The organism is Nocardiopsis sp. B62 (assembly GCF_018070675.1).
Taxonomy (GTDB): Bacteria; Actinomycetota; Actinomycetes; order Streptosporangiales; family Streptosporangiaceae; genus Nocardiopsis; species Nocardiopsis prasina.
On sequence record NZ_JAGPXK010000004.1, the window covers coordinates 366,291 to 390,831 of the forward strand.

Below are 24,541 nucleotides of genomic sequence, written 5' to 3' on the forward strand. Positions count from 1 at the left end.
CACGGGGCGGTCAGAACGGGAGGAGGCCCAGGAGACCCGTCCCCGTGCTGGAGCCGACCTCCAGACCGATGACGAGGGCGGCCACGGCCAGACCCAGGACGAGCAGGATCAGGGGCCAGCGCCGGTTCCGTTCGGGGGTCTCGGAGAAGGGTTGCGCGTCGATCCATGACTGGTCCAGGCGGGCGATCTCCCTGCGGAGCTCCTGGACCTCGGTGTGGTAGTGGTCGCGCTCGTCGCGGACGCGTTGGAGTTCCGCGCGTTCGGCCCGGACCGCGGCGCGGGCGTCGACGACGTCGGTGTGCGCCCCCTCGGGGCCGCGTTTGGAGTGCCACCGCTCCAGGCGGGAGAGGGGCAGGTCCGCGTACTGGGTGGGCCAGTTGTCGTCAGGGTCGTCGAAGTCCTCGTCCGGCTCGGGCACGGTCTCGGCCGCGTAGTCGAAGGGTTCGGGGAGAGCGAGGGGCGGGGCGTCCTCGGGGGAGCGTGGTTCGGGCCGGTCGACCCGGACGGGTCCGGGGGCGCTCGTGGAGGCGGAGATGGTCCAGGGCTCGGGATCGGCCCCCGGGGTCTCGGGGGCGGGCTCCGTCGTGTGCGGCGCCTCGTCCCAGAAACCCGCCCCGGGTGAGAGCCGCGTGTCGCCGGATGCGGCCTCCAGCTCGGTGGGCCGGGCCGTGTCAGTGTCGGGTTCTCCCAGGCGCGGTTGTCGGCCGAAGATCGAGAGGGGGTCGTGTTCCGGTTCCTGCGGGAGCTGGCGCCGCGCCACTCCCAGGAAGGTGTGCCCCCGCCTTCCGGTGGAACCATCGAGGCGTCCGGCCCAGGTCTCCTGCTCGGCGGTGTCCGAGTCGTCGTCGGCGAAGGGGTCGGGGGCCTCCTCGAGGTCACTCTCGGGGTCGGACGCCGGGTCGGGGGCGGAATCGGCTCCAACCAGTGGCGAGGGCCCTCGGGCGGGTTCGCCCTCGGTCAGCCGCGAAGGCGTCGGGCCCTGTCGGAGCTCGGTCAGCGGCGAGCGCTCCGAGGAGGGATCGACGTCGGTCAGTTGGGAGCGCACCGGGGAGGAGTCGACCTCCGGCAGCGGTGTGGGCCGCGGGGCGGGTTCGACCTCGGTCAGCGGCAGGCGCTCCGGGGAGGACTCGACCCCGGTCAGCGGCCAGCGCGGAGAGGGTGCCGTCTCAGTCAGCGGCCATGGCTCACGGTAGGCGCCGAAGGCGGGGTTGGCCGCGGTGTCCTCCTCGGCGGCCACCCCGCTCTCGGGGACCTGCTCCAGCGTCTGGGGCTCGTCGGGCTCCTCCTGCGGCTCGGAGCGGGGGGCCGGGTCCAGCCAGTCGCGGAGCAGGTCGCGGCGTTCGCCGAAGGTGGTGGCCTCGGGAATCCCGCGCTCCCTGAGGTGGTCGGCGAGCGCGTCGCCGCCCTCCTCCCTCAGGACGGTGACCAGGCCCTCGGCGATCCGCAGGTGGTCGCTCGGGACCGGTGAGAGGTGGGGCGACCCCGTGGAGTGGGTCGCGGAGGGTGGGGCGAAGGCCAGGTGCGGGCCGTCCTCCGCGCCCAGGACCGGGTCGTAGGTGGAGAAGGACCAGCTCCACCCTGCGGCGGGCAGGGCGGCGCGCGGAGTGAGGACGTCGTGCAGGGTGCGGTGCATGCCCCACAGGAAGCGCAGCTGGACGGCCTGCCACAGATCGGCCCGGTCGGGGTCCAGAGCCAGGTGGACGGGGCGGTCGGGGTGCGCGAGCGCGTGGGCGACGGCCCCGACGAGGATGGGGTCGCCGTCGATCTGGGTCTCAGCGGCGCGCCGGTCCCGGGTACGCAGGGCACCCGGCGCTGCGGTGCGCTCCCAGGGAGCCGGGGCGGACAGGCTGCGCATGGTCGCCCAGCCCGGTGTCGGTGGCCTGCTCGCGGCGGGCCGGGTGTTGGGGTTCTCGTGCAGGGAGAGGACACGGGGGAAGGTGAGCCCCCGGGTGGGCCCGACGATCGCCCAGGCGTGCGCCTCGCGGACGTCGCCGGGCCACCGGTAGAGGAGGGCGCTCTGGCCGTCGGGGTAGTGGTGGGCCCAGAGGGTCTCCGGGTAGGCCGCCGGGTCGGTGCCGGGCAGCGCGGAACGGTAGTCGGCGGTGAGGGCGGGGATCAGGCGGTCGCGCCAGGAGCGCAGTACCGGCTGGTCCCGGTCGGGGAGGGAGGTGGCCGCCGGTCCGGGGCCGACGCGACCGAGGAGGGTGGGTTCGGCCCAGGCGAAGTGGATCTGGTGATAGGCACCGGAGTCCGCTTCCAACGCCGTCGTGCTCTCGGGCAACTGGCCCCTCCCCCTTGGTTCGCGGATCCGCGGTGCGCGCGGATCCGCCGCACGCCTACCTAGGGAAGGTATCCGCCGGAAGCGTCAGGAAACCGCGAAAGCGGAGTTATAGGGACATGTGCGAGCTATGTCGGGTCCGAATCAGCGCGCGGCGGCGAGCCTGGAGTGCTGATCGGAGGTGAGGGTCAGGTCCATGGCCTCCAGCGCCTCGTCCAGCTGGGCGACGCTGCTGACACCGACCAACGGGATGACGCCCGGATCGTGGCCCGCGAGCCAGGAGAGCACCACCTGGTTGCGGGTCGCTCCGGTCTCCTTGGCCACGTCGTCCAGGACGGCAAGGCGGGCGGCGGCGCCGGGGTGGTCGTAGGCGTACTCCAGGGGCCGGTCGGGACGGGTGTAGGCGCCGTTCAACAGCGACGTGTACGCCACCAGGACGTGTTCGCGCCCCTGGGCCGCCTCGGCGCGGGCGAAGTCGAACAGTTCGGGGGTGGCGTGCATGTGACCCGCGGACTCCAGGGGTACGTCGCCACGGGGCTGGAGGTAGCTGTAGCGGTACTGGAGCACCCGCGGGCGCGGCCACCCGTGGGCCTGCGCCGCGGAACGGGCCCGCTCCAGCCGCCAGGTGCGGTGGTTGCTGAGTCCGAGCTCCCGGACCGTCCCCTCGGCGACGAGCCGGGCGAAGGCCTCCATGGTCTCCTCGACCGGGGTGGCGGGGTCCTCCCTGTGGGCGTACAGGAGGTCGAGGGTGTCGACCCCCAGGCGTTCGCGGCTGCGCTCGGCGGCCGTCGCCACGGCTTCGGCCGAGAGCCCCTCCGCCGCCTCCAGGCCGGCCCCGGGCACGGTCGGCTGTGCGCCGATCTTGGTGGCGATCACGACCTCGTCGGTCACGCCGCGCTCGCGCCGCCAACGGCCGAGGAAGGTCTCGCTCTCGTGTCCCTGGCCTCCCTCGATCCAGAACTGGTAGCAGTCGGCGGTGTCGACGAAGGTGCCCCCGGCCTCGACGAAACGGTCGAGGATGGCGGCGGAGGTGGCGGTGTCCGTAGTGCTGCCGAACTGCATCGCCCCCAGGCACAGGGCGCTGACGGTGCGGCCGTTGATCGTGGTGTGTCGCATCAGGCGCTCTCCCCGGTCACGGAGACCGCTTCCGAGGCATCGTCGGCGAGCACCCCCGCGTAGTAGTCGATCTTGTGCTGGATCGTGATCTGGCGTTGGCACAGCTCTGCGATGCGGGCGTCCAGGTCGCGCTGGTGGCTCTGCAGCACGTCCAGGCGTTCGGGGATGGTGTGGTCGCCGTCGCGGACCAGCTCGGCGAAGTCGCGCAACCGGGCGATGGGCATGTCGGTGTCGCGCAGACACCGGACGAGGTGGAGCAGGTCGACGTCGTCGGTGCGGTAGCGGCGGTGGCCGCTGGGGGCGCGCTCGACCCTCCGGAGCAGGCCAGCCCTCTCGTAGTAGCGCAGGGTGTCGAGGGTGAGACCGAAGCGCTCGGCGACCTCACCGGGGGTGTAGTAGTCCTTCATGCCGCAAGCATGGGACCTGGAGTGCGCTCCAGGTCAAGTACCGGTGGAAAGTTCGTCTCGGGAGAGGGGAGCAAAGGGACGGGTGGGGGTGAAGGGACGAGGGTGAACGGTAGCTGCGCGAGTCAGCCGACCGACCACGAGGACACCGGGTGGGATCGAACGGCTCCGGGGAGGGGCGTGAGGCAACCGACCGACCACGCAGGACACGCGTGGGGCCGAAGGGCCCCGGCCCGATCGGCGCGAGATGACCAACCGGCCCACGAGAGCCCCAGGTGGGGACGAACGGCTCCGGCTGAGCGGCGCCAGACAACCGACCGGCCACGGGGAGACCCGTGCGGCCGACAGCTTTGCCCGGGGCTGCGCGGCGCACGGCCAGCGATCGGCCACGAGTGGAACGGGGGCCGGGTTACGGCCCGGGCGGCCGACCGGCCTTGAAGAGACGTGGAGGAGGCCGGACGTCGCGAGACGGCCGGGCCACGAGGGGACCGGTCCGGCCGACTGTTCCTGACCGGGCGGCGCGGGGCGCGGCCAACAGTCAGCGACGAGTGGAACGGGGTCCGAATGCTACGCCCCGGGGCGGTCGAGCGGCGCTGCCTCGTCGGGGCGGCCCAGACCGGGGCGCCGAGTCAGGTGCCGCTGCCCCGGATGGCGCCGACCACGGCGCCGGTGAGGTCGTCGATGATCTCCTGTTCGCTCACCTCGGGGTGTTCGAGCCACCACTCCCCCGCCGCCTGGACCATGCCCACGACGGCGTGCGCGGCGATCTGGGCCCGCAGCCGATCCCTGATCCGGCCCTCGGTGAGCAACAGGTCCGCGAGCTCCTCCCCCAGGCGGCGCACCATCAGTCCGAGGTCGCTGCGGGTGCGCACGTCCTCGGAGGTGGCGCGGTCCATGAGGAACCGGTAGAGGTTGAGGTTCTGCGAGATCATCGACAGGTACGCGCCGACGGTGGCCCGCGCGCGCACGTCGAAGTCGGCGTGCTGGTACAGCTCGGAGCGGATGGCCTCGATGAGCGGGTCCACGTGGCGCTGGGCCAGCGCCTGGTAGAGACCGCCCTTGTCGCCGAAGTGCCGGTAGAGGATGGGTTTGCTGATTCCCGCCTCGGTGGCGATGGCGAGCATGGAGGCGTCGGGGCCGTCACGCTGGATCACCCTGTCGGCGGCGTCCAGGATGGTCCGCCGCCGCTCGGGGTCGCGGCCGCGCCCGCTCCGTCCCCGCCGGGGTGCCGCTGCGGGAGTGTCGTCGTCGGGCGCGGTCTGCTGAGTGTTTTCGAAGGCCACAAGCGTTCACCGTACTGGAGGGCGCGGCGCCGCGAACCGGAGCGCGGACGCGCCCCTCAGGTCGGGATGGCGATCCAGGTCGCGCGTGCCAGGGCGAGCACGCGGCCGTCACCGTCGTACAGGGCACTGCCGGTGTGGACCTTGCGACCGTCCACGGACTCCAGGTGGCCCATCACCACCTGTGTGGAGCCGACCGGCGGGACCGCCAGGACCTGGGCTGTCAGTCGGCCCAGGACGATGGGGCGGCCGGAGATGTCGCTGGACCAGCCGCCGGGGCAGTCCAGGGCGGCCCAGACCTGGGCGAGGGCGGCCGTTACGTCGCCGCCGTCCACCTCCGGGCGGACCTCCCACGTGCAGGCGACGGTGTTGCCGACTCCGTTGGGGCTATCGCCGGAGCGGACCCGCCCCGCGAACAGGCGCAGGCCCTCGCCCTCGGCGCGTTCGGGGCCGCAGCTGTAGCAACGCGGAAAGGGGTGGTCGTCCAACCCGGCGTAGCGTCCGCGGGCCTCCTCGGCCTCGGTGACGCCCACAGGTCCGCCGGGGATCAGCCCGGGGTCGAGGGGGTCTGCGGTGACGGCCTCGGCCACGAGGCGGGCGCGGTCCTCGGCCGCGGGGTCGACCAGGCGCAGGCCCTCAGCGGACTCCTCCACCGCGAGCGGCCGGTCCAGGGGCGGCGGGGTGCGCAGGGTGACCTGGACGGCGGGGCCGCCCGGGGCGGTCAGCCGCGCGGCGAGCAGTCCCGCACTGTAGCCGCCGTTGCCAGAGCCGTCCGGGCCGTTGAAGGCCGCCGGGATGGTGAGGGTGGGGGCGCCGTTGCCTGGTGTCATGGGCCACAGGCTAACCGGGGAGGTGGGTCGCGGCTCCGCCAGCCCCGTCCGGTGTGCGGGCCTCGGGCCGGGCGACGGATGGTGCTGGGGGACTGTGTGGCGTCAGCGGACGGGGCTCGGGGGTGGTGCACGTGTTGTTTCGGGAATCTCGCACGCGTGTTTCGATTGATTGCCTCCGAGTTTCCTTTCTTCACTTCGACCCCGCACGCAACCCGGCCAACACGAAGGGAAAAGCAGCCGCCTCCGATCCGATCCGTGAATCCCTTCATGGGATGACGTGACGATGGGCCTTCTCCATGACGTGGCGGGCCCGAGACCCAGCGAAGGCGCAGGTGATCAACGGACCAGAGGATGGCACAAAGTCCGCTTTCCTACTCAAAGTTCCTTTTTTGGCTAGCTTTGGGGCCAAATACGCCTCAGGTGGATAACAGCCCGTTGCGGACTATTGCCACGGGCTCACGCTCTGCCCAGAATCCGTTCTACTTCGATCCTGGATTCGTCCCCCAACGGCAGAGGAACCACTGCGTGAGAATCACCGGGAAGATCACCAAGGCCACGGCTGTGGTCGCGGCGGGAGCGCTCGTGCTCTCCGCCTGCTCGACGTCAGACTCCGGCGACGGCGGCGACGCCTCCTCCGGCTCCTCCACCATCACCTTGGCGTGGGACCAGGAGTACGACAGCTTCAACAACACCACCGCCGGAGCCAACTCCAGCAAGAACGCGATCATCAACCACCAGTTGACCAGCGGCTTCTGGTACTTCGGCGAAGGCGGCGCGGTCGCCCCCAACACCGACTTCGGGACCTACGACCAGGTCTCCGACGACCCGCAGATCGTCGAGTACTCGATCCACCCGGACGCCGTGTGGTCCGACGGGGAGGTCATCGACTGCTCCGACGCGCTGCTCTGGTGGGCGCAGCAGAGCGGCCGCTTCGAGTTCTCCTCCAACGGCACGGCGGGCGTCGAGGACACCCTCATGCCCGAGTGCGAGATCGGTGACAAGGACTTCGCGCTGGAGTACGAGGTCCCCTTCTCGGACTGGGCGAGCAACGGCCCGGGCAACGGCAACAACACCCTCATGCCCGCGCACGTGGTCGCCGAGCAGGGCGGACTCACCGTCGAGGAGCTCGTGGAGGCCATCCGCGACGAGGACCACGACGCCCTCGCCGACTCAGTCGAGTTCTTCAACGAGGGCTGGACCATCAGCGGCGCTCTGCCGGACTCCTCCCTCACCCCCTCCTCCGGTCCCTACCAGCTCGCCGGTTACGAGGCGGGGCAGTCGCTGACCCTGGAGCCGAACGAGAGCTGGTGGGGTGAGGCCCCCGCCACGTCCAACATCGTCGTGCGCTGGATCGCCTCCGACGAGCAGACCCAGGCCCTGGAGAACCGCGAGATCAACATCATGCGGCCCCAGCCCACGGTCGACCTGATCAACCAGGTCGAGGCCCTGGAGGGCGTGGAGTACCAGGTCTACGACGAGTACATCTACGAGCACCTCGACTTCAACTTCGACTCCAGCCCCTTCGAGGAGTACGAGCTGCGCGAGGCCTTCACCGAGTGCGTGCCGCGTCAGCTGATCGTGGACAACCTCATCAAGCCGGTCCAGCCCGACGCCGAGACCATGGACGTCCGCAACATCGCGCCCTTCGACCCGGGCTACGCGGAGGCCGTTGCCGCCAGCGGCGGCGACCAGTGGGCCGAGGTCGACCTCGACCGCTCCCGGGAGCTCCTCGAGGAGCTCGACATGGTCGGCCAGGAGGTGCGGCTCGGCTTCATCGGCGGCAACCCCCGCCGCCAGCAGACCGCGGAGCTGATCAAGGACTCCTGCGACCAGGCCGGGTTCGACGTCCAGATCAACGGTGAGGACACGTTCTTCGACACCGACGGCGGACTGTCGCAGAACACCTACGACGTGGCCATGTACGCGTGGTCCGGCTCGGCCCAGGTGAGCAGCTGGAACTCCACCTTCCGCTCCCCCGACGAGTGCACCGGCGAGGCCAAGGGCAACAACAACGGCTGCTACGCCAACGACGAACTGGACGGGCTGCTGGCCGACGTCCTCCAGGAGGCCGACCCCGACGCCCAGCTGGAGATCATCAACGAGATCGAGACGATCCTCTGGGACGACCTGGTGACGATCCCGCTCTTCAGCCACCCCGGCACCGCCGCGTGGAGCGACAACCTGGAGAACGTCATCCCCAACCCCGCACAGACCGACATCGTCTGGAACGTGTGGGACTGGTCGGTCCAGTAGGCCGCACCGCACCCAACGCGCGCGAACACCCGTGCCGTCCGGTCCCCACCCGGACGGCACGGGCCCCGGCCCGGCCGGGAGGGCCGACCCGTCGGCCGCGCGTGAACGTCCCCCTGCCTCCAGGAGTCAGCACCCGTGCTCGTCTTCATCGCGCGAAGACTCGTCGTCTCGGTCTTCGTGCTCTTCGCCGCGACCTTCGTGATGTTCGTCCTCGCGACCAACACCGGGGACCCGCTCGCCGACCTCCGCGAACTGCCGGAGAACGCCCGCGAGGCCGCAATGGCGGAGCGGATCGAGCGGATGCGCCTCGACCTCCCCGTCTACTCCCGCTACTTCCTCTGGCTCGGTGGCGCCCTCACCGGTGACTTCGGGGTGAACCGGCAGGGCCAGGACGTCAACGTCCTGCTCACCGACGCCGTCTCGGCCACGATGCAGCTGGTGGTGGCCGCCACCCTCCTCGCGATCATCATCGGCATCGCCATCGGTGTCGTGTCCGCGCTGCGCCAGTACAGCGGGTTCGACCACTCGGTGACCTTCGGTGCCTTCGTCGCCTTCTCCCTGCCCATCTTCTGGGTCGGGGTCCTGCTCAAGCAGTACGGCGCCATCGAGTTCAACAACTGGCTGGCGCAACCGGCCATCCCTCCCCTGGTCATCGCCGTGGTGGCTCTGCTCGCAGGGCTGGCCTGGAGTTCGTTGGTCGTGGGCGACCGGCGCACTCGGATCATCGCCTTCGCCGGTGCCGCGGCCGCCACGGCGGGGATCCTCACGTTCGTCTCGGTCACCCGGTGGTTCACCGACCCCGGGCTGGGCCCGGTGGTGGTGGCGGTCAGCGCCTTCGGCGCCGCCGTCGGCTTCAGCGTGCTGATCTCGGGGCCGAGTCCGAACCGGCCGATGTACGCCGCGTTGGCGTCGGCCGCGGTGGGCACGGTCATGTACTTCGCGCTGTCTCCGGTCCTGGCCGACCCCGGCCTGGCCGTCATCGGCGGCCTGGCCCTGGCCACCGTCGCCGTGTGCGTGGCGCTCGGCTACGGGATCGGCGGTGTGCTGTACCGGCGCGAGGCCGTGGCGACGGCTCTGTGGACGGGCCTGTTCACCGGCGGCGTCATCTTCGTCGACCGGATGCTGCGCTCCTTCGCCTCCTACAGCTCCTCCATGCAGGGCCGACCCATCTCCACCGTGGGTGCCCGCACCCCCAACTACCAGGGCACGTTCTGGGAGCTGTCACTGGACTCGGCGGGCCACCTGGCCCTGCCCACCCTGGCCCTGATCCTGGTGTCCCTGGCGACCTACACCCGGTACAGCCGCGCCAGCATGCTGGAGGTGATGAACCAGGACTACGTGCGCACGGCTCGGGCCAAGGGCCTGCCCGAACGCACGGTCATGACCCGGCACGCCCTCCGCAACGGGCTCATCCCCATCACGACCCTGGCCGCCTACGACTTCGGAACCGTCATCGGCGGGGCGGTGGTCACCGAGACGGTCTTCGGTTGGCGCGCGATGGGGCACCTGCTGCTCACCGGGCTCAACGAGGCCGACCCGGCACCCGTCATGGCGTTCTTCGTGGTGGCGGGCGGCGCGATCGTCCTGTTCAACATGGTCGCCGACATCACCTACGCCTACCTCGACCCCCGGATTCGGCTGTCATGACCGAGGGAGACACTCGATGACGACGCACCACGACGCCCCGCCTCCGGACCCCGAGGACGGTACGACCGCGCCCGGGCAACCGGACCCCGACGCCGCCGAGGGCCTGAACATCGCCGCCCGCACCCAGTGGCAACTGGTCCGCTCGCGGTTCTTCCGGCACCGGGCGGCCCTGCTCGGCATGGTTCTCCTCGCCGGGGTGGTCCTGCTGTCCTTCACCTCGATCGGGTTCGGTCCCGTGCCGGGCTGGTGGGACAAGTCGCCCTCCGCGACCGGCCCCCTCACCGACGGCGGCGACCCCACCCTGAGCCTGGTGCCCAGGTTCCTCGGCGGCGCCGGGCTGGCCCTGGGTGAGCACCCCTTCGGGCAGGACAACGTCGGCAAGGACTACTTCGCGCTGACCATGCGGGGCACCCAGGTCTCCCTGACCGTGGCCTTCCTGGTCGGGATCGTGGCCACGGTCGTGGCGACGGTGATCGGCGCCTGCGCGGGCTACTTCCGGGGCTGGACCGAGGCGGTGCTGATGCGCCTCACCGACGTCCTCATCGCGATCCCGCTGCTGGCGATCGCCGCGGCGGCCGCCAAGATCGCCGGGCAGGCCGGCATCGTCTACCTGGGGATCGTCCTGGGGCTGGTGACCTGGACCCAGACCGCCCGCCTGGTGCGGGGGTCGGTGCTGTCCCTGCGGGAGAAGGAGTTCGTGGAGGCCGCCCGTTCGGTGGGCACCTCCTCGGTCCGCATCATCTTCAAGCACATCCTGCCCAACACGGTGGGCGTGATCATCGTCAGCGTGACCCTGGCCATCGCCGCAGCGGTGCTGCTGGAGTCCGCGCTCTCCTTCCTGGGGATGGGCGTGCAGCCCCCGGACACCTCGCTGGGACGGCTGATCACCGACTACCGGAGCGCGATGGGCACCCGCCCCTGGCTGTTCTACTGGCCCGGCCTCTTCATCATCCTGATCGCGCTGTCGGTGAACTTCATCGGCGACGGCCTGCGAGACGCCTTCGACCCACGACAGAACAGGGTGCGTGACTGATGACCCAGACACCCGCCATCCCCCCGCCGCCCGGCCCCGTGCCGGACCCGGCCCTCGGTGCGGCGGTCACCGACGCAGCCGGGGAGGTGCACACCGCCCGCACCCTCTCCGACGCCAAGGCCCCCACCGAGCACGAGGTCCTGCGCGTCGAGAACCTCTCCGTGGAGTTCCCCACCGACGACGGCGTGGTCAGAGCCGTGCGCGACGTCTCCTACACCCTGCGGGAACGCGAGGTCCTGTCCATCGTCGGCGAGTCCGGCTCGGGCAAGTCGGTCTCCTCGATGGCGCTGCTGGGTCTGCTGCCCCGCAGCGCACGCGTCAGCGGCAGGGTGCTCTACCGGGGCCGGGACCTGCTGGCGATGCGGCAGAAGGACCTGCGCTCCCTGCGCGGCCGACGGATCTCGATGGTGTTCCAGGACCCCATGACGGCGCTCAACCCCGTGCACACCGTCGGGGACCAACTGGCCGAGGCGGTCCGGGCGCACAGCCTGGTTCCGCCCCGCAAGGCGCTCGAACGCGCCCGCGAGATGCTCGACCTGGTGGGCATCCCGCAGGCCGCGCAGCGCCTGCGCAGCTATCCGCACGAGTTCTCCGGCGGCATGCGGCAGAGGGTCATGATCGCCATGGCGATCATCAACGACCCCGACGTGATCATCGCCGACGAGCCGACCACGGCTCTGGACGTCACCGTGCAGGCCCAGATCCTGGAGAAGCTGCTGGAGGTCAAGGACACCGTCAACGCGGCGATCCTGCTGATCACGCACGACCTCGGGGTGGTGGCGGGCCTGGCCCACCGGGTCCTGGTCATGTACGCGGGCCGCCCCGTGGAGATCGGGGGGACCGACGAGGTGTTCTACCGGACCCGGATGCCGTACACGGCGGGGCTGCTCGGCTCGACCCCGTCAATGACCTCGGAGCGCCGCGAACGCCTGCGGCCCATTCTCGGCACCCCTCCGTCCCTGATCAACCTGCCTCGGGGCTGCCCGTTCTCCCCGCGCTGTCCGCTGGCCGACGCCACCTGCCGGTCGGCCGAGCCCGAACTGGTCGAGGTGGACGGACCCGACAGCGGCCATCTGGCCGCCTGCCATCACAGTGACCGGCTGGTGGACGTGGCGGACCCGACGACCTTCTTCCGCAACGGGGGGACGCGATGACGACCGCGCCAGAGGAACCCGGTACCCAGACGGACCCGGACACCCCGCTGCTCGACGTCCGGGACCTGGAGGTGCGCTTCCCGGTGCACGGCTCCGGGCTCCTGCGCCGCGTGGTCGGTCAGGTGCACGCGGTCAACGGGGTCAACCTGCGGTTGGCCGAACGCGAGACCCTGGGCGTGGTCGGGGAGTCGGGCTGCGGCAAGTCCACCACCGGCCGGGCCATCCTCCAGCTGGTCTCCCCCACCGCCGGTTCGGTGCGCTTTCGCGGGGAGGAGCTCACCACGATGTCGGCGGCGAGGATGCAGCGGGTCCGCCGCGAGGTGGGCATGGTCTTCCAGGACCCCTACGCCTCGCTCAACCCCCGGCTCCCGGTCAACGACATCATCGCCGAACCCCTCAAGGTGCACCGGCGCTGGCGTGACGGCGGACCGGACCGGGTGGCCGAGCTGCTGCGGATGGTGGGTCTGAGCCCCGAGCACGGGAACCGCTACCCGCACGAGTTCTCCGGCGGTCAGCGGCAGAGGGTCGGGATCGCCCGGGCTCTGGCGCTGGAACCCAGCCTCCTGGTGCTCGACGAACCCGTCTCCGCGCTGGACGTCTCGGTCCAGGCCGGGGTGGTGAACCTGTTGGCGGAGCTCCAGGAGCGGCTGGGCCTGTCCTACGTGTTCATCGCGCACGACCTGTCGGTGGTGCGGCACATCTCGGACCGGGTGGCGGTGATGTACCTGGGCGGGGTGGTGGAGACCGGCACCCGCGAGGACGTCTACGACCGGGCCTCGCACCCGTACACGATCGCCCTGTTGTCCGCGGCGCCCTGGGCCGACCCGCGTACGGAGCGGGTGCGGGAACGGATCGTCCTCACCGGTGACGTGCCGAGCCCGGTGAACCCGCCCAGCGGCTGCCGGTTCCGTACGCGCTGTTGGAAGGCGCGGGACCTGTGCGCGGAGGAGGCCCCCGAGCTGGTGGACCGGGGAGCGGGCCACCCGGTGGCCTGCCACTTCCCGGAGTAGGGGGCGGGGCGCGGGGCGTGTTCGCCCCGCGCCCGGCCGCTTCCTTGGCCCGTGGGCCGTGCCTAGCGGATCGGCAGGCCGGTGACGGTGCGGCCGATGATGAGCCGCTGGATCTCGCTGGCGCCCTCGAAGATGGTGAAGATGGAGGCGTCCCGGTGCCAGCGTTCCACCGGGTAGTCCCGCGTGTAGCCGTTGCCGCCCAGGATGCGCAGAGCGTTCTGGGTCACGAAGGTGGCCGTCTCGGAGGCATAGAGCTTGCTCATGGAGCCCTCGGCGTTGGTGAAGTCCTTGCCGTTGCGGGCCATCCACGCGGCTCGCCACACCAGCAACCGCGCGGCGTCGATGCGGGTGGCCATGTCCGCCAGGAGGAAGGCCACTCCCTGGTTGTCACCGATCGGCCTGCCGAACTGCTCGCGCTGGACTGAGTAGTCACGGGCGTACTCGTAGGCGGCCCGGGCGCAACCCACCGCCATGACACCCACGCTCGGGCGGGAGGCCTCGAAGGTCTTCATGGCGGCCTGGCCCTTGGAGCGTTTGCCCTCCTTGGCCCGGGCGATCCGCTCGTCCAGCTTCTCCTTCCCACCCAGGAGGCAGGAGCCGGGGACGCGGACCTCGTCGAGGACGACCTCGGCGGTGTGGGAGGCGCGGATGCCGTGCTTGGCGAACTTCTGCCCCTGGGAGAGGCCCGGGGTGTTGGGCGGGATGATGAACGAGGCCTGCCCTCGCGAACCCAGCTCGGGCTCCACCGAGGCCACGACGACGTGGACGTCGGCGATGCCACCGTTGGTGGCCCAGGTCTTGACGCCGTTGATCACCCACTCGTCCCTGGCCTGGTCGTAGACGGCGCGGGTGCGGATGGCGGAGACGTCCGAACCGGCGTCGGGCTCAGAGGAGCAGAACGCCCCGAGCTTGATGTCGTCGGCGGATCCGAACATCTGCGGCACCCACTCGAAGAGCTGTTCCTGGGTGCCGTTGGAGGCGACGGACACGGCCGCCAGGCCGGTGCCGGTGATCGCCAGGGCGATGCCCGGGTCACCCCAGTACAGCTCCTCGAAGGCGACGGGGATACCGAGTCCGCTGGGCTCCAGCCACTGGTTGGCGAAGAAGTCCAGGGAGTAGAGCCCGATCTTGGCGGCCTCCTGGATGATCGGCCAGGGGGTCTCCTCCCGCTCGTCCCACTCGGCGGCGGCTGGGCGGATGACGTCGGCGGCGAACCCGTGGGCCCAGTCCCGGACGTCGCGAACATCCTCGCTCGGTTCCAGGCTGAAGACGGGCGCGGTGGCCTCACTCATGCGCTTACATCCTTTGTTGGATCCTCCGGGGGCGGAGGGACGACCATTAAGTGCTACCAACGGTAACAGTCCGTCTGGACAGGCACAACGGATCGCGAACGCCGGAACGGGGAAGAGTCGTGACGTGCGTCTGTCCGGTGTTTGCCACCCCGCTCACACACTGGGAGACGGGGGTGTCAGCAGTGCCAGGAACAGTGTGGACCGGAACGATCAGCTTCGGACTGGTGTCGGTCGGGGTGCGCATGTACTCCGCACGTGAGAGACACGGGCCCACCGTCCACCAGTTCGTGCGCGGGACCAACGCGCGCGTCCGCTACCAGCGCGTCAACGAGGACACCGGCGAGCGTGTGGCGAACGAGGACATCGTCAAGGGCGCCGAGGTCGACGACTCCGACTCCTTCGTGCTCCTCGAACCCGCGGACATGGAGCAGATCCAGCCCGGGCGGAGCAGGACCCTGGAGATCGAAGGGTTCATCTCGGCCGAGGACGTCGACCCGCTGTGGTTCTCGTCCACCTACTACCTCGGTCCGGACAAGAGCTCCGCGAAGCCGTACCAGCTCCTCCTGGCCGCTTTGGAGGAGTCCGGCAGGGCTGGCCTGGGGACGCTGGTCATGCGCAACCGGCAGCACCTGGCCCTGATCGCCCCACAGCAGGGTGTCCTCACGGCGAGCACCCTGTACTGGCCGGACGAGATCCGCGACCCCGAGGACGTCATGCGGCCTCCCAGCGGTGAGGTCGACAAGGGCGAACTCCGGCTCGCCTCCCAGCTGATCGACGCGATGAACACCGAGTGGGAGCCGTCGCAGTACTCCGACGAGTACGAGCGTCGGCTGGAGGAGCTCATCGCCACGAAGGCGCGGGGGGGCACGGTCAGCTACGAGGGCAGGGAGCCCGAGGAGAAGGGCGAGGGCAAGGTCGTCGCGTTGGACGACGCACTGCGCGCGTCCCTGAAGCAGAGGAAGAAGGACCGGGCGGCGAAGTCCGGACGGGGCGGACGCGCCCCCGCTCCGAGGTCCTCGGAGGACCACCAGCCCACCAAGAGCGAGCTCCTGGAGCAGGCCAGGCAGCTCGACATCCCCGGCCGCTCCCGTATGAGCAAGGACGAACTGGCCGACGCGATCTCCAAGGCCAGCTGACCGCTACTCCGCGTCCAGGTCCCGTGGCACGTCACCGGGCGTCAGGTCCGGGCGCGCGCGCAGGTACTGGACGACGTGCCGCCACCGGCCGGACACCTCCGCCGAGTCCGGGCACACCTCCACCACCAGGTCGGGGACGACCCGCGTGTAGCTCTGGCGGGACTCGTCCCCGCCCCATGTCGCGGCGAGGAGCCGGGGCCAGGGGTGGTCGTCGGTCTTGACGACGTGCCCCGCGAGCTCCTCGGACTGGTCCGGGGAGAGGTCCGAGGTCCGACCCGCCACCCTCAGCTCCCCGGTCGCGGAGTCCACGCGCCCGAGGATGAGGGCGCGTGGAGCTCGTGCGTGGCCGACGATCCCGCCGACGATCGCCTCGGTGGTGACGCGGTGCTTCCACTTGCGCCAGTCCCTGCGGCCCGGCCGGTAGGAACGGCGGGCGTCCTTGACCATCACGCCCTCCACACCGACGGCGGGCATCTCCTCCCACCACTGCATGGCCACCTCGGGGTTGTCGGTCTGCCAGCCGAGCGTGAGCGGCGAGGGCTGCTCGACCAGTCCCATCAGGTGTTCGAGTTCCTCACGCCGGTGGGAGAGCGCACGGTGCGCGAGGTCCCGGCCGCCAGCTCTGAGCAGGTCGAACACCACGAGGTGGCACGGGTCCGTGCGGGCCAGGGCGCGGGCGTGGCGGGCCGAGGCTCCGTTGCGCCTGAGCAGGGCACCGAAGTCCAGCCGCCCGTCCCGCGCCCAGTGGATGATCTCCCCGTCCAGCAGGACCCCCTCGGGCAGCTGCTGGGCCAGGGCGTCGACGATCTCCGGGAACCGCTGGGACAGCAGCCTTCCCTGTTTGCTGGTCAGGCGGACGGGTCCGGTCTCGGCCAGGCATCTGAAACCGTCCCACTTCGGCTCGTAGAGCAGGCTCTCACCGGTGGGGAGATGGTCGACGGCGCTTGCGAGCATCGGTTCCACGCCTGCCCCCTACCCCGCAGCAGCTCATCGGGAGACCAATTCCCAGCTAAGGCACCGCCCCGGGTCTCTCGCGCCCTGGGGTGCTTGACACGCGCGCGCGCACGTCTGAATGATGCGGGTCCCACCCCCCACCCCCTTCCCGGAGGCGACCATGGCTTCGCACTACGGCGACTACCAGCTGGAGATCTACCTCGACGGCCTCACCGGCGTCGTCCCCTCCCACCCCGTGACCTTCGCCGAACTGGAGCGCAGGGCCGCCGAGACGCTCCCCCCGTGGGTGTGGTCCTACGTGGCGGGGGGCGCGGGCGACGAGCACACCCAGGAGGCCAACGCCGCCGCGTTCCACCGGTGGGGCCTGTACCCGCGCATGTTCGTGGGCGCCAAGGAGCGCGACACCGGCGTTGACCTGTGCGGTGTCCGCCTGGCCTCACCGCTGATGATGGCCCCGGTCGGGGTGGTCGGACTCTGCTCCCAGGACGGGCACGGCGACCTGGCCACCGCTGAGGCCGCCGCGCGCACCGGGGTCCCGATGATCGCCTCCACGCTGTCCCAGGACCCGTTGGAGGAGGTCGCCGCGCGGTTCGGCGACACCCCGGGGTTCTTCCAGCTGTACACGCCGACCGACCGCGAACTGGCGGCCAGTCTGGTACGTCGCGCCGAGGCGGCCGGGTTCGCGGGGATCGTCGTCACCCTGGACACCTGGGTCACCGGCTGGCGCCCGCGCGACCTGGCCACCGCCAACATGCCGATGCTGCGCGGACACTGCCTGGCCAACTACACCTCCGATCCCGTCTTCCAGGAGCGGGTGGGCTCCGACGCCCCTGGCGACGCCGTGGTGGCGCACTGGGCCGGCGTGTTCGGCAATCCGCTGACCTGGGAGGACCTTCCCTGGTTGCGGTCCCTGACCGACCTGCCGCTGATCGTGAAGGGTGTGTGCCACCCCGACGACGCCCGTAGGGCGGCGGACGGGGGCGTGGACGCCGTCTACGTGTCCAACCACGGCGGCCGCCAGGCCAACGGCGGCATCCCGGCCCTGGAGTGCCTGCCGGACGTGGTCGCGGCCACGGACCTGCCGGTGGTCTTCGACTCCGGGGTGCGGTCCGGCACCGACGCGGTCAAGGCCCTGGCGCTGGGCGCGACGGCGGTGGCGGTCGGCCGTCCCTACGTCTACGGGCTGGCCCTGGGCGGCGCGGACGGGGTCGTGCACGTGCTGCGGTCGATGCTGGCCGAGGCGGACCTGCTCATGGCGGTCGACGGCTACCCCTCGCTGTCCGACCTCACCCCGGAGGCGCTGCGGGACCTGCGGGCCTGATCGGTTCCGGGAACCGAAGGGCCCGGAGACGACCGTGAGGGGGCCGAAGCCGTGGGCGTCGGCCCCCTCGTGTTGGTGGGCGGGTGGGGCGTCAGTCCTGGCTGTGGCCCTCCAGGAAGGTGTAGACGTCGTGTTCGTCCACACCGGGGAAGGTGCCCGAGGGCAGTGCCGACAGCACGTGGGAGTGGGCGCGGGCCGAGGGCCACACGTTGCCCTCCCACCGGCTGGCGAGCTGCGCGGGCGGCCGCACACAGCATTCGCCGTTGGGGCAGTTGGACTTGGTGCGGTTGGTGGTCTCGCGTCCGCGGAACCAGCGGGACTCCTTGTAGGGCACGCCCAGGGTGATGGCGAAGTTGCGCTCGCGGCTGGGGTCCACGTGGGCCACGCACCAGTGGGTGCCGTTGGGCTTGTCCGTGTACTGGTAGTAGATCGAGTACCGGTCCGGTGACTGGAAGACCTGGCGGCCCGACCACTGACGGCACATGCGCTGGCCCTCGATGGCGCCCGAGTCGTCCGTGGGGAAGACCAGACCGTCGTTCTCGTAGGCCTTGTAGATGATGCCGGTCTCGTCGTTGCGGATGAAGTGGCAGACCAGGTCCAGGTGGCGGTGGGCCAGGTTGGTGAACCGGTGCGCCGCCATCTCGTAGGAGACGGAGTAGACGTCCCTCAGGTCCTCCACGGACAGGTCGCGCGCCTTCTTGGCCTCCTGGAGGTAGGTGACCGCCGTGCTCTCGGGGATGAGGACGGCCGCGGCGAAGTAGTTGGCCTCCACGCGCTGGCGGAGGAAGTCGCCGAAGTCGCGGGGCTGGCTGTGGCCGAGGATCACGTGGCCCAGCGTCTGGAGGAGGATCGTGCGCGGGCTGTGCATGCCGAGCGTGGTCTCGCGCTTGAGGTAGATGCGGCGGTTGACGTGGTCGGTCAGGGAGCGCACCGAGCGGGGAAGGTCCTGCACGTACTTCAGGGAGAACCCGTGGTGGGTGGCGATCGCGAGTATCTGCCCCTGGGAGAGGGGACCGGCCGTGTAGTTGACCGCCGAGAGGGTGTCGGCGGCCGCGGCCTCGATGGTCTCGAAGTAGTTGCCCCGCTCGCGCATCTGGCGGCGCAGGTCGGCGTTGGCCCGGCGCGCCTCCTCGGGGGTGGCGGTCGGCTTGGCGTTGCGTCTCTTGAGCTCGTCGTAGAGCCCCACGATGTGTTCGAGGACGTCGTTGGGGACCCGCTTGCCGACCTTCAGGTGCGGAAGGTTGAGGCCTTGGTAGAGGGAGTCACGCTGGGCCTCCTCGACGGCGATCTCCAGCTGCGCGCGGCGGCTCGGGGGCTGCTTCGACAGGAGTTCCTCGACGGACACGTCGAGGGCGGAGGCCAGGGACGTGAGCAGGGAGAGCTTGGGTTCACGTTTGCCGTTCTCCAGAAGGGAGAGCTGCGAGGGCGCCCGACCGACGCGTTCCCCCAGGTCGGACAGGGTCATCCCGCGCGCCTTGCGCAGATGACGGAGCCTCTGGCCAAACGTGACGAGATCCAGGTCACCTGTCAAAGACGGTATTTCTTCAGCACCAAAGTACGCCATGGCTTCATCTTACGGAAAGAAACAACGATCTTCACCAGATTTCCAGTGGAAAACCCTTGGATCTTGCCCAAGAATCATAGTTACCGGCGGGGAACTTACCGCTCAGGGGCTCACCCCCTGGCCCTTGGCAGGACACTCGACCGGTGCGAAGACCTTGGGGACTACACGTAAGGCGGGATCGAACATGAGCACCAGCGCTCGACGTCAGGAAGCCAGCGCCGCACTCCAGCGCGACTGGGAGACCAACCCCCGGTGGGCCGGTATCGAGCGCACCTACTCCGCCGACGACGTCGTCAAGCTGCGTGGTTCGGTCACCGAGGAGCACACCCTGGCCCGGCGCGGCGCCGAGCGCCTGTGGGACCTGCTCCACACCGAGGACTACGTCAACAGCCTCGGCGCGCTCACCGGCAACCAGGCGGTCCAGCAGGTCCGTGCCGGTCTCAAGGCCATCTACCTCTCCGGGTGGCAGGTGGCAGCCGACGCCAACCTCTCCGGCAGCACCTACCCGGACCAGAGCCTCTACCCGGCCAACTCGGTCCCGGCCGTCGTCCGCCGCATCAACAACGCGCTGATGCGCGCCGACCAGATCACCTGGTCCGAGGGTGACGACAGCGCACCCGAGTGGCTGGCCCCGATCGTGGCCGACGCCGAGGCCGGTTTCGGTGGCGTCCTCAACGCCTACGAGCTCATGAAGGGCATGATCGCCTCGGGCGCGGCCGGTGTCCACTGGGAGGACCAGCTCGCCTCCGAGAAGAAGTGCGGCCACCTGGGCGGCAAGGTCCTGATCCCGACCAGCCAGCACGTCAAGACCCTGAACGCCGCCCGCCTCGCCGCGGACGTCGCCGGTGTCCCGTCCCTGGTCATCGCGCGGACCGACGCCCAGGCCGCGACCCTGATCACCAGCGACATCGACGAGCGCGACCAGGCCTTCACCACCGGTGAGCGCACCGCCGAGGGCTTCTACCGCTTCCGCAACGGCGTCGAGGCGTGCGTGGCCCGGGGCCTGGCCTACGCCCCGCACTCCGACCTGCTCTGGATGGAGACCGCGACCCCCGACCTCGAGGTCGCCCGCGACTTCGCCGAGCGCATCAAGGCCGAGTACCCGGACCAGATGCTGGCCTACAACTGCTCGCCGTCCTTCAACTGGAAGCGTCACCTCGACGACGCGACCATCGCGAAGTTCCAGCGCGAGCTGGGCCACATGGGCTACAAGTTCCAGTTCATCACCCTGGCGGGCTTCCACTCGCTCAACCACTCGATGTTCGACCTGGCCAAGGGTTACGCCCGCAACGGCATGACGTCGTACGTCGAGCTGCAGGAGGCCGAGTTCGCGTCCGAGGCCGACGGCTACACGGCGACCCGCCACCAGCGCGAGGTCGGCACCGGCTACTTCGACGCGATCAGCACGACCATCTCCCCCGAGGCCAGCACCACGGCTCTCACCGGTTCCACCGAAGAAGACCAGTTCTCAGCGGCTCACTGACCCTGGTCTTCGTCCCTGAGGCCGTCCCTCCCCGCTTTCGTGGCTGGGGCGGGGCGGGACGGCCTCCCCTTGGCCGTCGGCCATGCGCGGTCCGTGTCACTCGCGCATGACCGGCGGCTCTTCGGCGTGTCCGAGAAGTCCGCGCGCGGGCGTGTGGCGCGTATACGGTGTCTCCAAGCAACGGGTAACGGAACAGTCAAGTCCGCCCCTCGCGGACCCCTCCGGGCCGCCCCCACGGCCCCGGAGCGTTCGACCGACCACCCGGGGCACCCATTCGCCGACCACACGGAGCCGACGTGAAATTCGATGTCACCAGCAGAGCGACCCTCTCCACGACCCGCCGCGTAGTGGCGGCGGGTGCGATCGCCGCCGTCGCCGTGTTCGGCGCGGCCGCCTGCGAGAACACCGACGACCTCGAACAGGAGGTCAGGGACGGGATCGAGCAGGAGGTCGAGGAGAACATCGAGGAGGGCATCGATGACGTCATCGGCGGCGGCGACGGCGACGAGGGCGGGGACGAGGGAGGCGACGGTGACGGCGACGAGGGTGACGACGACTAGGTCAGCCGTCCTCTCCCGGCCGGGGCCTTGAGCCTCGGCCACCGACCCGACGCCCTTCCGTCCTTCCCGGGGGTCGCGGCCTCCCGCGCCGACAGCGCGTAGATTCGACGCGTGACCGACAGAACCGACCCCGACCCGCGCGCTCCCCGCCCCTTCCCCGACGGCTCCGCCGAGGGGGCGCGCGCGGGAACCACCGTCCCGCACATGCTCGCCAGCCGCTCACTGATGCGCTGGGAGGTGTTGTGCGTCCTCGCCCTGTCTCTGGGCGCCGCCGCCGTGTCGGCGACCATCTCCTTCCTGGGCGTGCTCACCGCTCCCGAGTCGATGGCCGACCAGACCGCCAACCTCATCCGCTCGCGGGCCGAGGACCGTCCGTGGCTGGACCTGTCCTTCCAGCTGTACTCGGTGCTCTTCGCCTTCGCCCCCGTGGCACTGGTGGTGTACCTGCTGCACCGGGGCGGGGAGTCCGCGCGCACGGTCGGGTTCGACCTGCGCCGTCCGGGGTTCGACACCTGGAGCGGTCTGGCCCTGGCCGCACTGATCGGCACCGGCGGGCTGGTCGTGTACCTGGTCTCCTGGCAGCTGGGACTCACACGCACCATCGTGCCCAGCACCCTGGACGGCAACTGGTGGGACACCCCTGTCCTGCTGCTCCAGGCGCTGAAGAACGGCGTCCTGGAGGAGGTGATCGTGGTGGGCTACCTGCTGCACCGGCTGGGGCAGATGGGGTGGTCGCCGTGGAAGGCGGTGCTGGCCAGTTCGGTTCTGCGCGCCTTCTACCACCTGTACCAGGGTGTCGGGATGTTCTTCGGCAACCTGGTCATGGGGCTGGTGTTCGGCTGGTTCTACCTGCGCTACGGCCGGGTGATGCCGCTGGTGGTCGCGCACACGGTGATCGACGTCGTGGCGTTCGTGGGTGCGGTGTACCTCATCGGCCGGATCGACTGGCTGCCAGTCTGACCCGTCGTCTCAGGCCGCCCGCTGGGCCGCCTTCGCGGCGATCGCGTCCTCCAGGTAGCGGGGGCGGCCGAGGAGGAGGCCGACGACGAGGTTGACGAGCACCAGGCCGATCACCATCGCCATCGGTGCGTGCCAGTCACCGCTCGTCTCGTGCAGGAGTCCGAACAGGAACGGCCCGGCACCGCCGAGCAGGTAGCCCAGGCTCTGGCTGGAGGCGGACATGGCGGCGGTGCCCTCGGCCGTACGGGTGCGCACGGCGAAGACGGTCAGCGCCAGGACGAAGCTGCCGAGGCCGATCCCGACGAAGGTGGTCCACACCCAGGTGCCGTTGAGCGGGGACACCCACATACCGGTGAAGCCCACCAGGTAGGCGGCGACGAAGAGCAACACGAAGGGGCGCTGGTCGCGCACGCGGACGATGAGCGAGGGCATGACGAGTGACATCGGGATGCCCAGCGCGGTGAGGTAGGCCAGCATCACCCCGGCGGACTGGGCGTCCAGTCCCTGGTCGCGGAGCATCTGCGCGAACCAGCCGAACATGATGTAGGCGATGGAGGACTGGGTTCCGAAGTACAGGACGCCCTGCCATCCGAGCCCGGTGCCGAGCACCTGCCGGACGCTGAGGGCCGCGCGGGCGTCGCCGGGAGCGGGCTCGTGGCGCAGGGCCAGGAGCCACGGAAGCGCCGCGACCAGACCGAACAGGGCGTAGGCGCCCAGGGCGATCCGCCAGTCACCGGTGGCCCGTTCCAGGGGGACGGTGGCGGCGGCCGCGATCGCGGTGCCCACGGCCAGACCGGTGGTGTACACCGTGGTCATCAGACCCACACGGTGGGGGAAGTGCTGCTTGACCAGGGCCGGGAGGATGACGTTGCCGACTGCGCCGCCGGCGAGCGCCACGACGCTCAGGGTGAGGAACAGCCAGGGTTCGGGGGCCATGGCCCGCGTGACGAGTCCGAGGGTGACGGCGGTCAGCGCGAGGACGAGCAGGCGGTGGGAGCCGAGACGGCGGCTGAGCATGGGGGTGAGCCCGCCGAAGACCGCGAAGCACAGGACGGGGAGCGTAGTGAGGACACCGGCGCCCACCGCGGTCATGCCCAGCCCCTGGGTGACCTCACCGAGGACGGGGCCCACGCTCGTGATCGCGGTGCGCAGGTTGAGCGCGGCGAGGGCGATGGCGACGGCGATCAGAACGAGAGCCGCGCGGGTCGCGGCTCTGGGCTGGTCGGTACCGGGAAGCGGGGTGCCCTGCGCTGCGTTCTCGCGCGTGGGGGTGACGCTCATAGGACGTGGCTCACAAATTCGTAGGATGACCCTATGTACTTCATGAGGATAACGCATTGCCGTTCGGGGCCTATTCCTGCGCCCAACTGGTCTAGGCTCCCTCCTTAACCGTTCCCTACCCGTGCGCTGGGCCTGTCATCCGGCGACCCGCCCCTAGGAGGTATGAGCGTGCCCCTCGCGTCGACACGCCGGACCGGTCTCGTCGACCAGGTCATCAGTCAGCTACGAGCCCAGATCGACTCCGGTGAGTGGGGCGTCGGCGACCGCATCCCCACCGAGTCCGAGCTCTCCGAACAACTCGAGGTCGGACGCAACACCGTCCGCGAGGCCGTCAGGGCCCTCGCCCACGCGGGCCTGCTGGAGATCCGCCAGGGAGCGGGGACCTTCGTCCGCGCCTCCAGCGAGCTCGGCGGAGCCCTCCGCCGCCGCCTGGAACGCTCCCGCCTGCGGGAGAACCTGGAGGTGCGCCGCGCGCTGGAGGTCGAGGCCGCGCGCCTTGCCGCCATGCGCCACAGCGAGGAGGACATGGCCGACATCGACCGCGCCATGGCCCTTCGCGAGGAGGCCTGGCGGACCAAGGACATGGGTGCCTTCGTGGAGGCCGACTTCACGTTCCACCGCGCCGTGGTCAACGCCACGCACAACACCCTGCTCATCGACCTCTACGACGACATCGCGCAGGTCGTCTACGCCAGCATCGCGCACACCGCCTACGAGCAGAGCGCCGAAGCCTCCGACGGTCCCTCCTCCGCCACCGAGGGCATCGACCACAGCGGCCTGACCGAGGCCGTCCGGGAGGCGGACCCCGTCCGCGCCGCCCGTGAGGCCACCTGTTACCTCGACGAACTCCTCTCCCTCACCGAGGACTGAGTCACCCGGGGACGAACACGGGAGCGGGCCCGGACCCCTGATGGGTCCGGGCCCGCTCCCGGGGTCGGGTCGAGCGCCGTGCGGGCGGCCCGCCCCGGCCCCCAGCTCCCCCGGC

At 70.6% G+C, this 24,541-nt stretch carries 20 protein-coding genes; 11 read left to right on the forward strand and 9 right to left on the reverse strand.

Going from position 1 to position 24,541, the window contains the following annotated elements; genetic code table 11:
• Positions 1 to 10 precede the first annotated feature (10 nt).
• From KBX21_RS07300 to KBX21_RS07320, 5 genes are all read right to left on the reverse strand, one after another.
• Positions 11 to 2,281, reverse strand: a complete 2,271-nt coding sequence (locus tag KBX21_RS07300; protein ID WP_210841409.1) for a hypothetical protein — start codon at positions 2,279 to 2,281, stop codon at positions 11 to 13.
• A gap of 141 nt (positions 2,282 to 2,422) precedes the next feature.
• Entirely contained in the window at positions 2,423 to 3,394 is a 972-nt protein-coding gene (locus KBX21_RS07305) for an aldo/keto reductase (protein WP_210841410.1), read from the reverse strand.
• Entirely contained in the window at positions 3,394 to 3,801 is a 408-nt protein-coding gene (locus KBX21_RS07310; protein WP_210841411.1) for a MerR family transcriptional regulator, read from the reverse strand. The genes KBX21_RS07305 and KBX21_RS07310 overlap by 1 nt, the downstream gene beginning before the upstream one ends.
• Before the next feature lie 626 nt (positions 3,802 to 4,427).
• The gene (locus KBX21_RS07315) at positions 4,428 to 5,081 is read right to left on the reverse strand and encodes a TetR/AcrR family transcriptional regulator (RefSeq protein ID WP_017544755.1); all 654 of its coding nucleotides are present in this window, start codon (positions 5,079 to 5,081) and stop codon (positions 4,428 to 4,430) included.
• A gap of 56 nt (positions 5,082 to 5,137) precedes the next feature.
• Positions 5,138 to 5,908: a hypothetical protein gene (locus KBX21_RS07320; protein ID WP_210841412.1), complete on the reverse strand. Its 771-nt coding sequence runs from the start codon at positions 5,906 to 5,908 to the stop codon at positions 5,138 to 5,140.
• Between the two features lie 525 nt (positions 5,909 to 6,433).
• On the opposite strand from KBX21_RS07320, the gene KBX21_RS07325 reads away from it, so the two are divergent.
• From KBX21_RS07325 to KBX21_RS07345, 5 genes are all read left to right on the forward strand, one after another.
• The gene (locus KBX21_RS07325) at positions 6,434 to 8,161 is read left to right on the forward strand and encodes an ABC transporter family substrate-binding protein (RefSeq protein ID WP_049567044.1); all 1,728 of its coding nucleotides are present in this window, start codon (positions 6,434 to 6,436) and stop codon (positions 8,159 to 8,161) included.
• 135 nt (positions 8,162 to 8,296) lie between these two features.
• A complete protein-coding gene (locus KBX21_RS27080) occupies positions 8,297 to 9,808 on the forward strand; it encodes an ABC transporter permease (RefSeq protein ID WP_049567042.1) in 1,512 nt (503 codons plus the stop codon).
• A 16-nt stretch (positions 9,809 to 9,824) separates the two neighbouring features.
• A complete protein-coding gene (locus KBX21_RS07335; RefSeq protein ID WP_049567039.1) occupies positions 9,825 to 10,841 on the forward strand; it encodes an ABC transporter permease in 1,017 nt (338 codons plus the stop codon).
• Entirely contained in the window at positions 10,841 to 11,995 is a 1,155-nt protein-coding gene (locus tag KBX21_RS07340; RefSeq protein WP_210841413.1) for an ABC transporter ATP-binding protein, read from the forward strand. The genes KBX21_RS07335 and KBX21_RS07340 overlap by 1 nt, the downstream gene beginning before the upstream one ends.
• Positions 11,992 to 13,005, forward strand: coding sequence for an ABC transporter ATP-binding protein (locus tag KBX21_RS07345; protein WP_210841414.1), 1,014 nt, complete (start codon positions 11,992 to 11,994; stop codon positions 13,003 to 13,005). Before KBX21_RS07340 ends, KBX21_RS07345 begins: the two co-directional genes overlap by 4 nt.
• Positions 13,006 to 13,067: 62 nt before the next feature.
• Here KBX21_RS07345 and KBX21_RS07350 read toward each other — a convergent pair whose 3' ends face one another.
• Entirely contained in the window at positions 13,068 to 14,297 is a 1,230-nt protein-coding gene (locus tag KBX21_RS07350) for an acyl-CoA dehydrogenase family protein (protein ID WP_210841415.1), read from the reverse strand.
• Between the two features lie 182 nt (positions 14,298 to 14,479).
• Here KBX21_RS07350 and KBX21_RS07355 point away from each other — a divergent pair, with 182 nt between their 5' ends.
• Positions 14,480 to 15,433: a Ku protein gene (locus KBX21_RS07355; RefSeq protein WP_210841416.1), complete on the forward strand. Its 954-nt coding sequence runs from the start codon at positions 14,480 to 14,482 to the stop codon at positions 15,431 to 15,433.
• Positions 15,434 to 15,436: 3 nt separating this feature from the next.
• Here KBX21_RS07355 and KBX21_RS07360 read toward each other — a convergent pair whose 3' ends face one another.
• Complete coding sequence (locus KBX21_RS07360) at positions 15,437 to 16,387, reverse strand: ATP-dependent DNA ligase (RefSeq protein WP_049567026.1); 951 nt, start codon at positions 16,385 to 16,387, stop codon at positions 15,437 to 15,439.
• Positions 16,388 to 16,547: 160 nt separating this feature from the next.
• Between KBX21_RS07360 and KBX21_RS07365 the strand changes: the two genes are divergently transcribed.
• Complete coding sequence (locus tag KBX21_RS07365; protein ID WP_210841417.1) at positions 16,548 to 17,708, forward strand: alpha-hydroxy-acid oxidizing protein; 1,161 nt, start codon at positions 16,548 to 16,550, stop codon at positions 17,706 to 17,708.
• Between the two features lie 91 nt (positions 17,709 to 17,799).
• Here KBX21_RS07365 and KBX21_RS07370 read toward each other — a convergent pair whose 3' ends face one another.
• Positions 17,800 to 19,239: a helix-turn-helix domain-containing protein gene (locus tag KBX21_RS07370; protein WP_082206267.1), complete on the reverse strand. Its 1,440-nt coding sequence runs from the start codon at positions 19,237 to 19,239 to the stop codon at positions 17,800 to 17,802.
• 217 nt (positions 19,240 to 19,456) lie between these two features.
• Here KBX21_RS07370 and aceA point away from each other — a divergent pair, with 217 nt between their 5' ends.
• The 3 genes from aceA to KBX21_RS07385 all read left to right on the forward strand — a co-directional run bounded on the left by aceA (position 19,457) and on the right by KBX21_RS07385 (position 22,275).
• Positions 19,457 to 20,755: an isocitrate lyase gene (aceA, locus tag KBX21_RS07375; RefSeq protein ID WP_210841418.1), complete on the forward strand. Its 1,299-nt coding sequence runs from the start codon at positions 19,457 to 19,459 to the stop codon at positions 20,753 to 20,755.
• Between the two features lie 296 nt (positions 20,756 to 21,051).
• A complete protein-coding gene (locus KBX21_RS07380) occupies positions 21,052 to 21,315 on the forward strand; it encodes a hypothetical protein (RefSeq protein ID WP_049567015.1) in 264 nt (87 codons plus the stop codon).
• Between the two features lie 111 nt (positions 21,316 to 21,426).
• Positions 21,427 to 22,275: a type II CAAX endopeptidase family protein gene (locus KBX21_RS07385; protein ID WP_210841419.1), complete on the forward strand. Its 849-nt coding sequence runs from the start codon at positions 21,427 to 21,429 to the stop codon at positions 22,273 to 22,275.
• A 9-nt stretch (positions 22,276 to 22,284) separates the two neighbouring features.
• Here KBX21_RS07385 and KBX21_RS07390 read toward each other — a convergent pair whose 3' ends face one another.
• Entirely contained in the window at positions 22,285 to 23,556 is a 1,272-nt protein-coding gene (locus KBX21_RS07390; protein WP_049567008.1) for an MFS transporter, read from the reverse strand.
• Between the two features lie 168 nt (positions 23,557 to 23,724).
• Between KBX21_RS07390 and KBX21_RS07395 the strand changes: the two genes are divergently transcribed.
• Positions 23,725 to 24,426: a FadR/GntR family transcriptional regulator gene (locus tag KBX21_RS07395; RefSeq protein ID WP_026129287.1), complete on the forward strand. Its 702-nt coding sequence runs from the start codon at positions 23,725 to 23,727 to the stop codon at positions 24,424 to 24,426.
• Positions 24,427 to 24,541 lie beyond the last annotated feature (115 nt).

Excerpts from the sequence above, each read along its gene's own strand:
- KBX21_RS07320 (WP_210841412.1), bottom strand. The coding sequence starts at position 5,908 with ATGACACCAGGCAACGGCGCCCCCACCCTCACCATCCCGGCGGCCTTC.
- KBX21_RS07335 (WP_049567039.1), top strand. The coding sequence starts at position 9,825 with ATGACGACGCACCACGACGCCCCGCCTCCGGACCCCGAGGACGGTACG.
- aceA (WP_210841418.1), top strand. The coding sequence starts at position 19,457 with ATGAGCACCAGCGCTCGACGTCAGGAAGCCAGCGCCGCACTCCAGCGC.
- KBX21_RS07350 (WP_210841415.1), bottom strand. The coding sequence starts at position 14,297 with ATGAGTGAGGCCACCGCGCCCGTCTTCAGCCTGGAACCGAGCGAGGAT.
- KBX21_RS07365 (WP_210841417.1), top strand. The coding sequence starts at position 16,548 with ATGGCTTCGCACTACGGCGACTACCAGCTGGAGATCTACCTCGACGGC.
- KBX21_RS07340 (WP_210841413.1), top strand. The coding sequence starts at position 10,841 with ATGACCCAGACACCCGCCATCCCCCCGCCGCCCGGCCCCGTGCCGGAC.
- KBX21_RS07360 (WP_049567026.1), bottom strand. The coding sequence starts at position 16,387 with ATGCTCGCAAGCGCCGTCGACCATCTCCCCACCGGTGAGAGCCTGCTC.
- KBX21_RS07305 (WP_210841410.1), bottom strand. The coding sequence starts at position 3,394 with ATGCGACACACCACGATCAACGGCCGCACCGTCAGCGCCCTGTGCCTG.
- KBX21_RS07345 (WP_210841414.1), top strand. The coding sequence starts at position 11,992 with ATGACGACCGCGCCAGAGGAACCCGGTACCCAGACGGACCCGGACACC.
- KBX21_RS07390 (WP_049567008.1), bottom strand. The coding sequence starts at position 23,556 with ATGAGCGTCACCCCCACGCGCGAGAACGCAGCGCAGGGCACCCCGCTT.
- KBX21_RS07310 (WP_210841411.1), bottom strand. The coding sequence starts at position 3,801 with ATGAAGGACTACTACACCCCCGGTGAGGTCGCCGAGCGCTTCGGTCTC.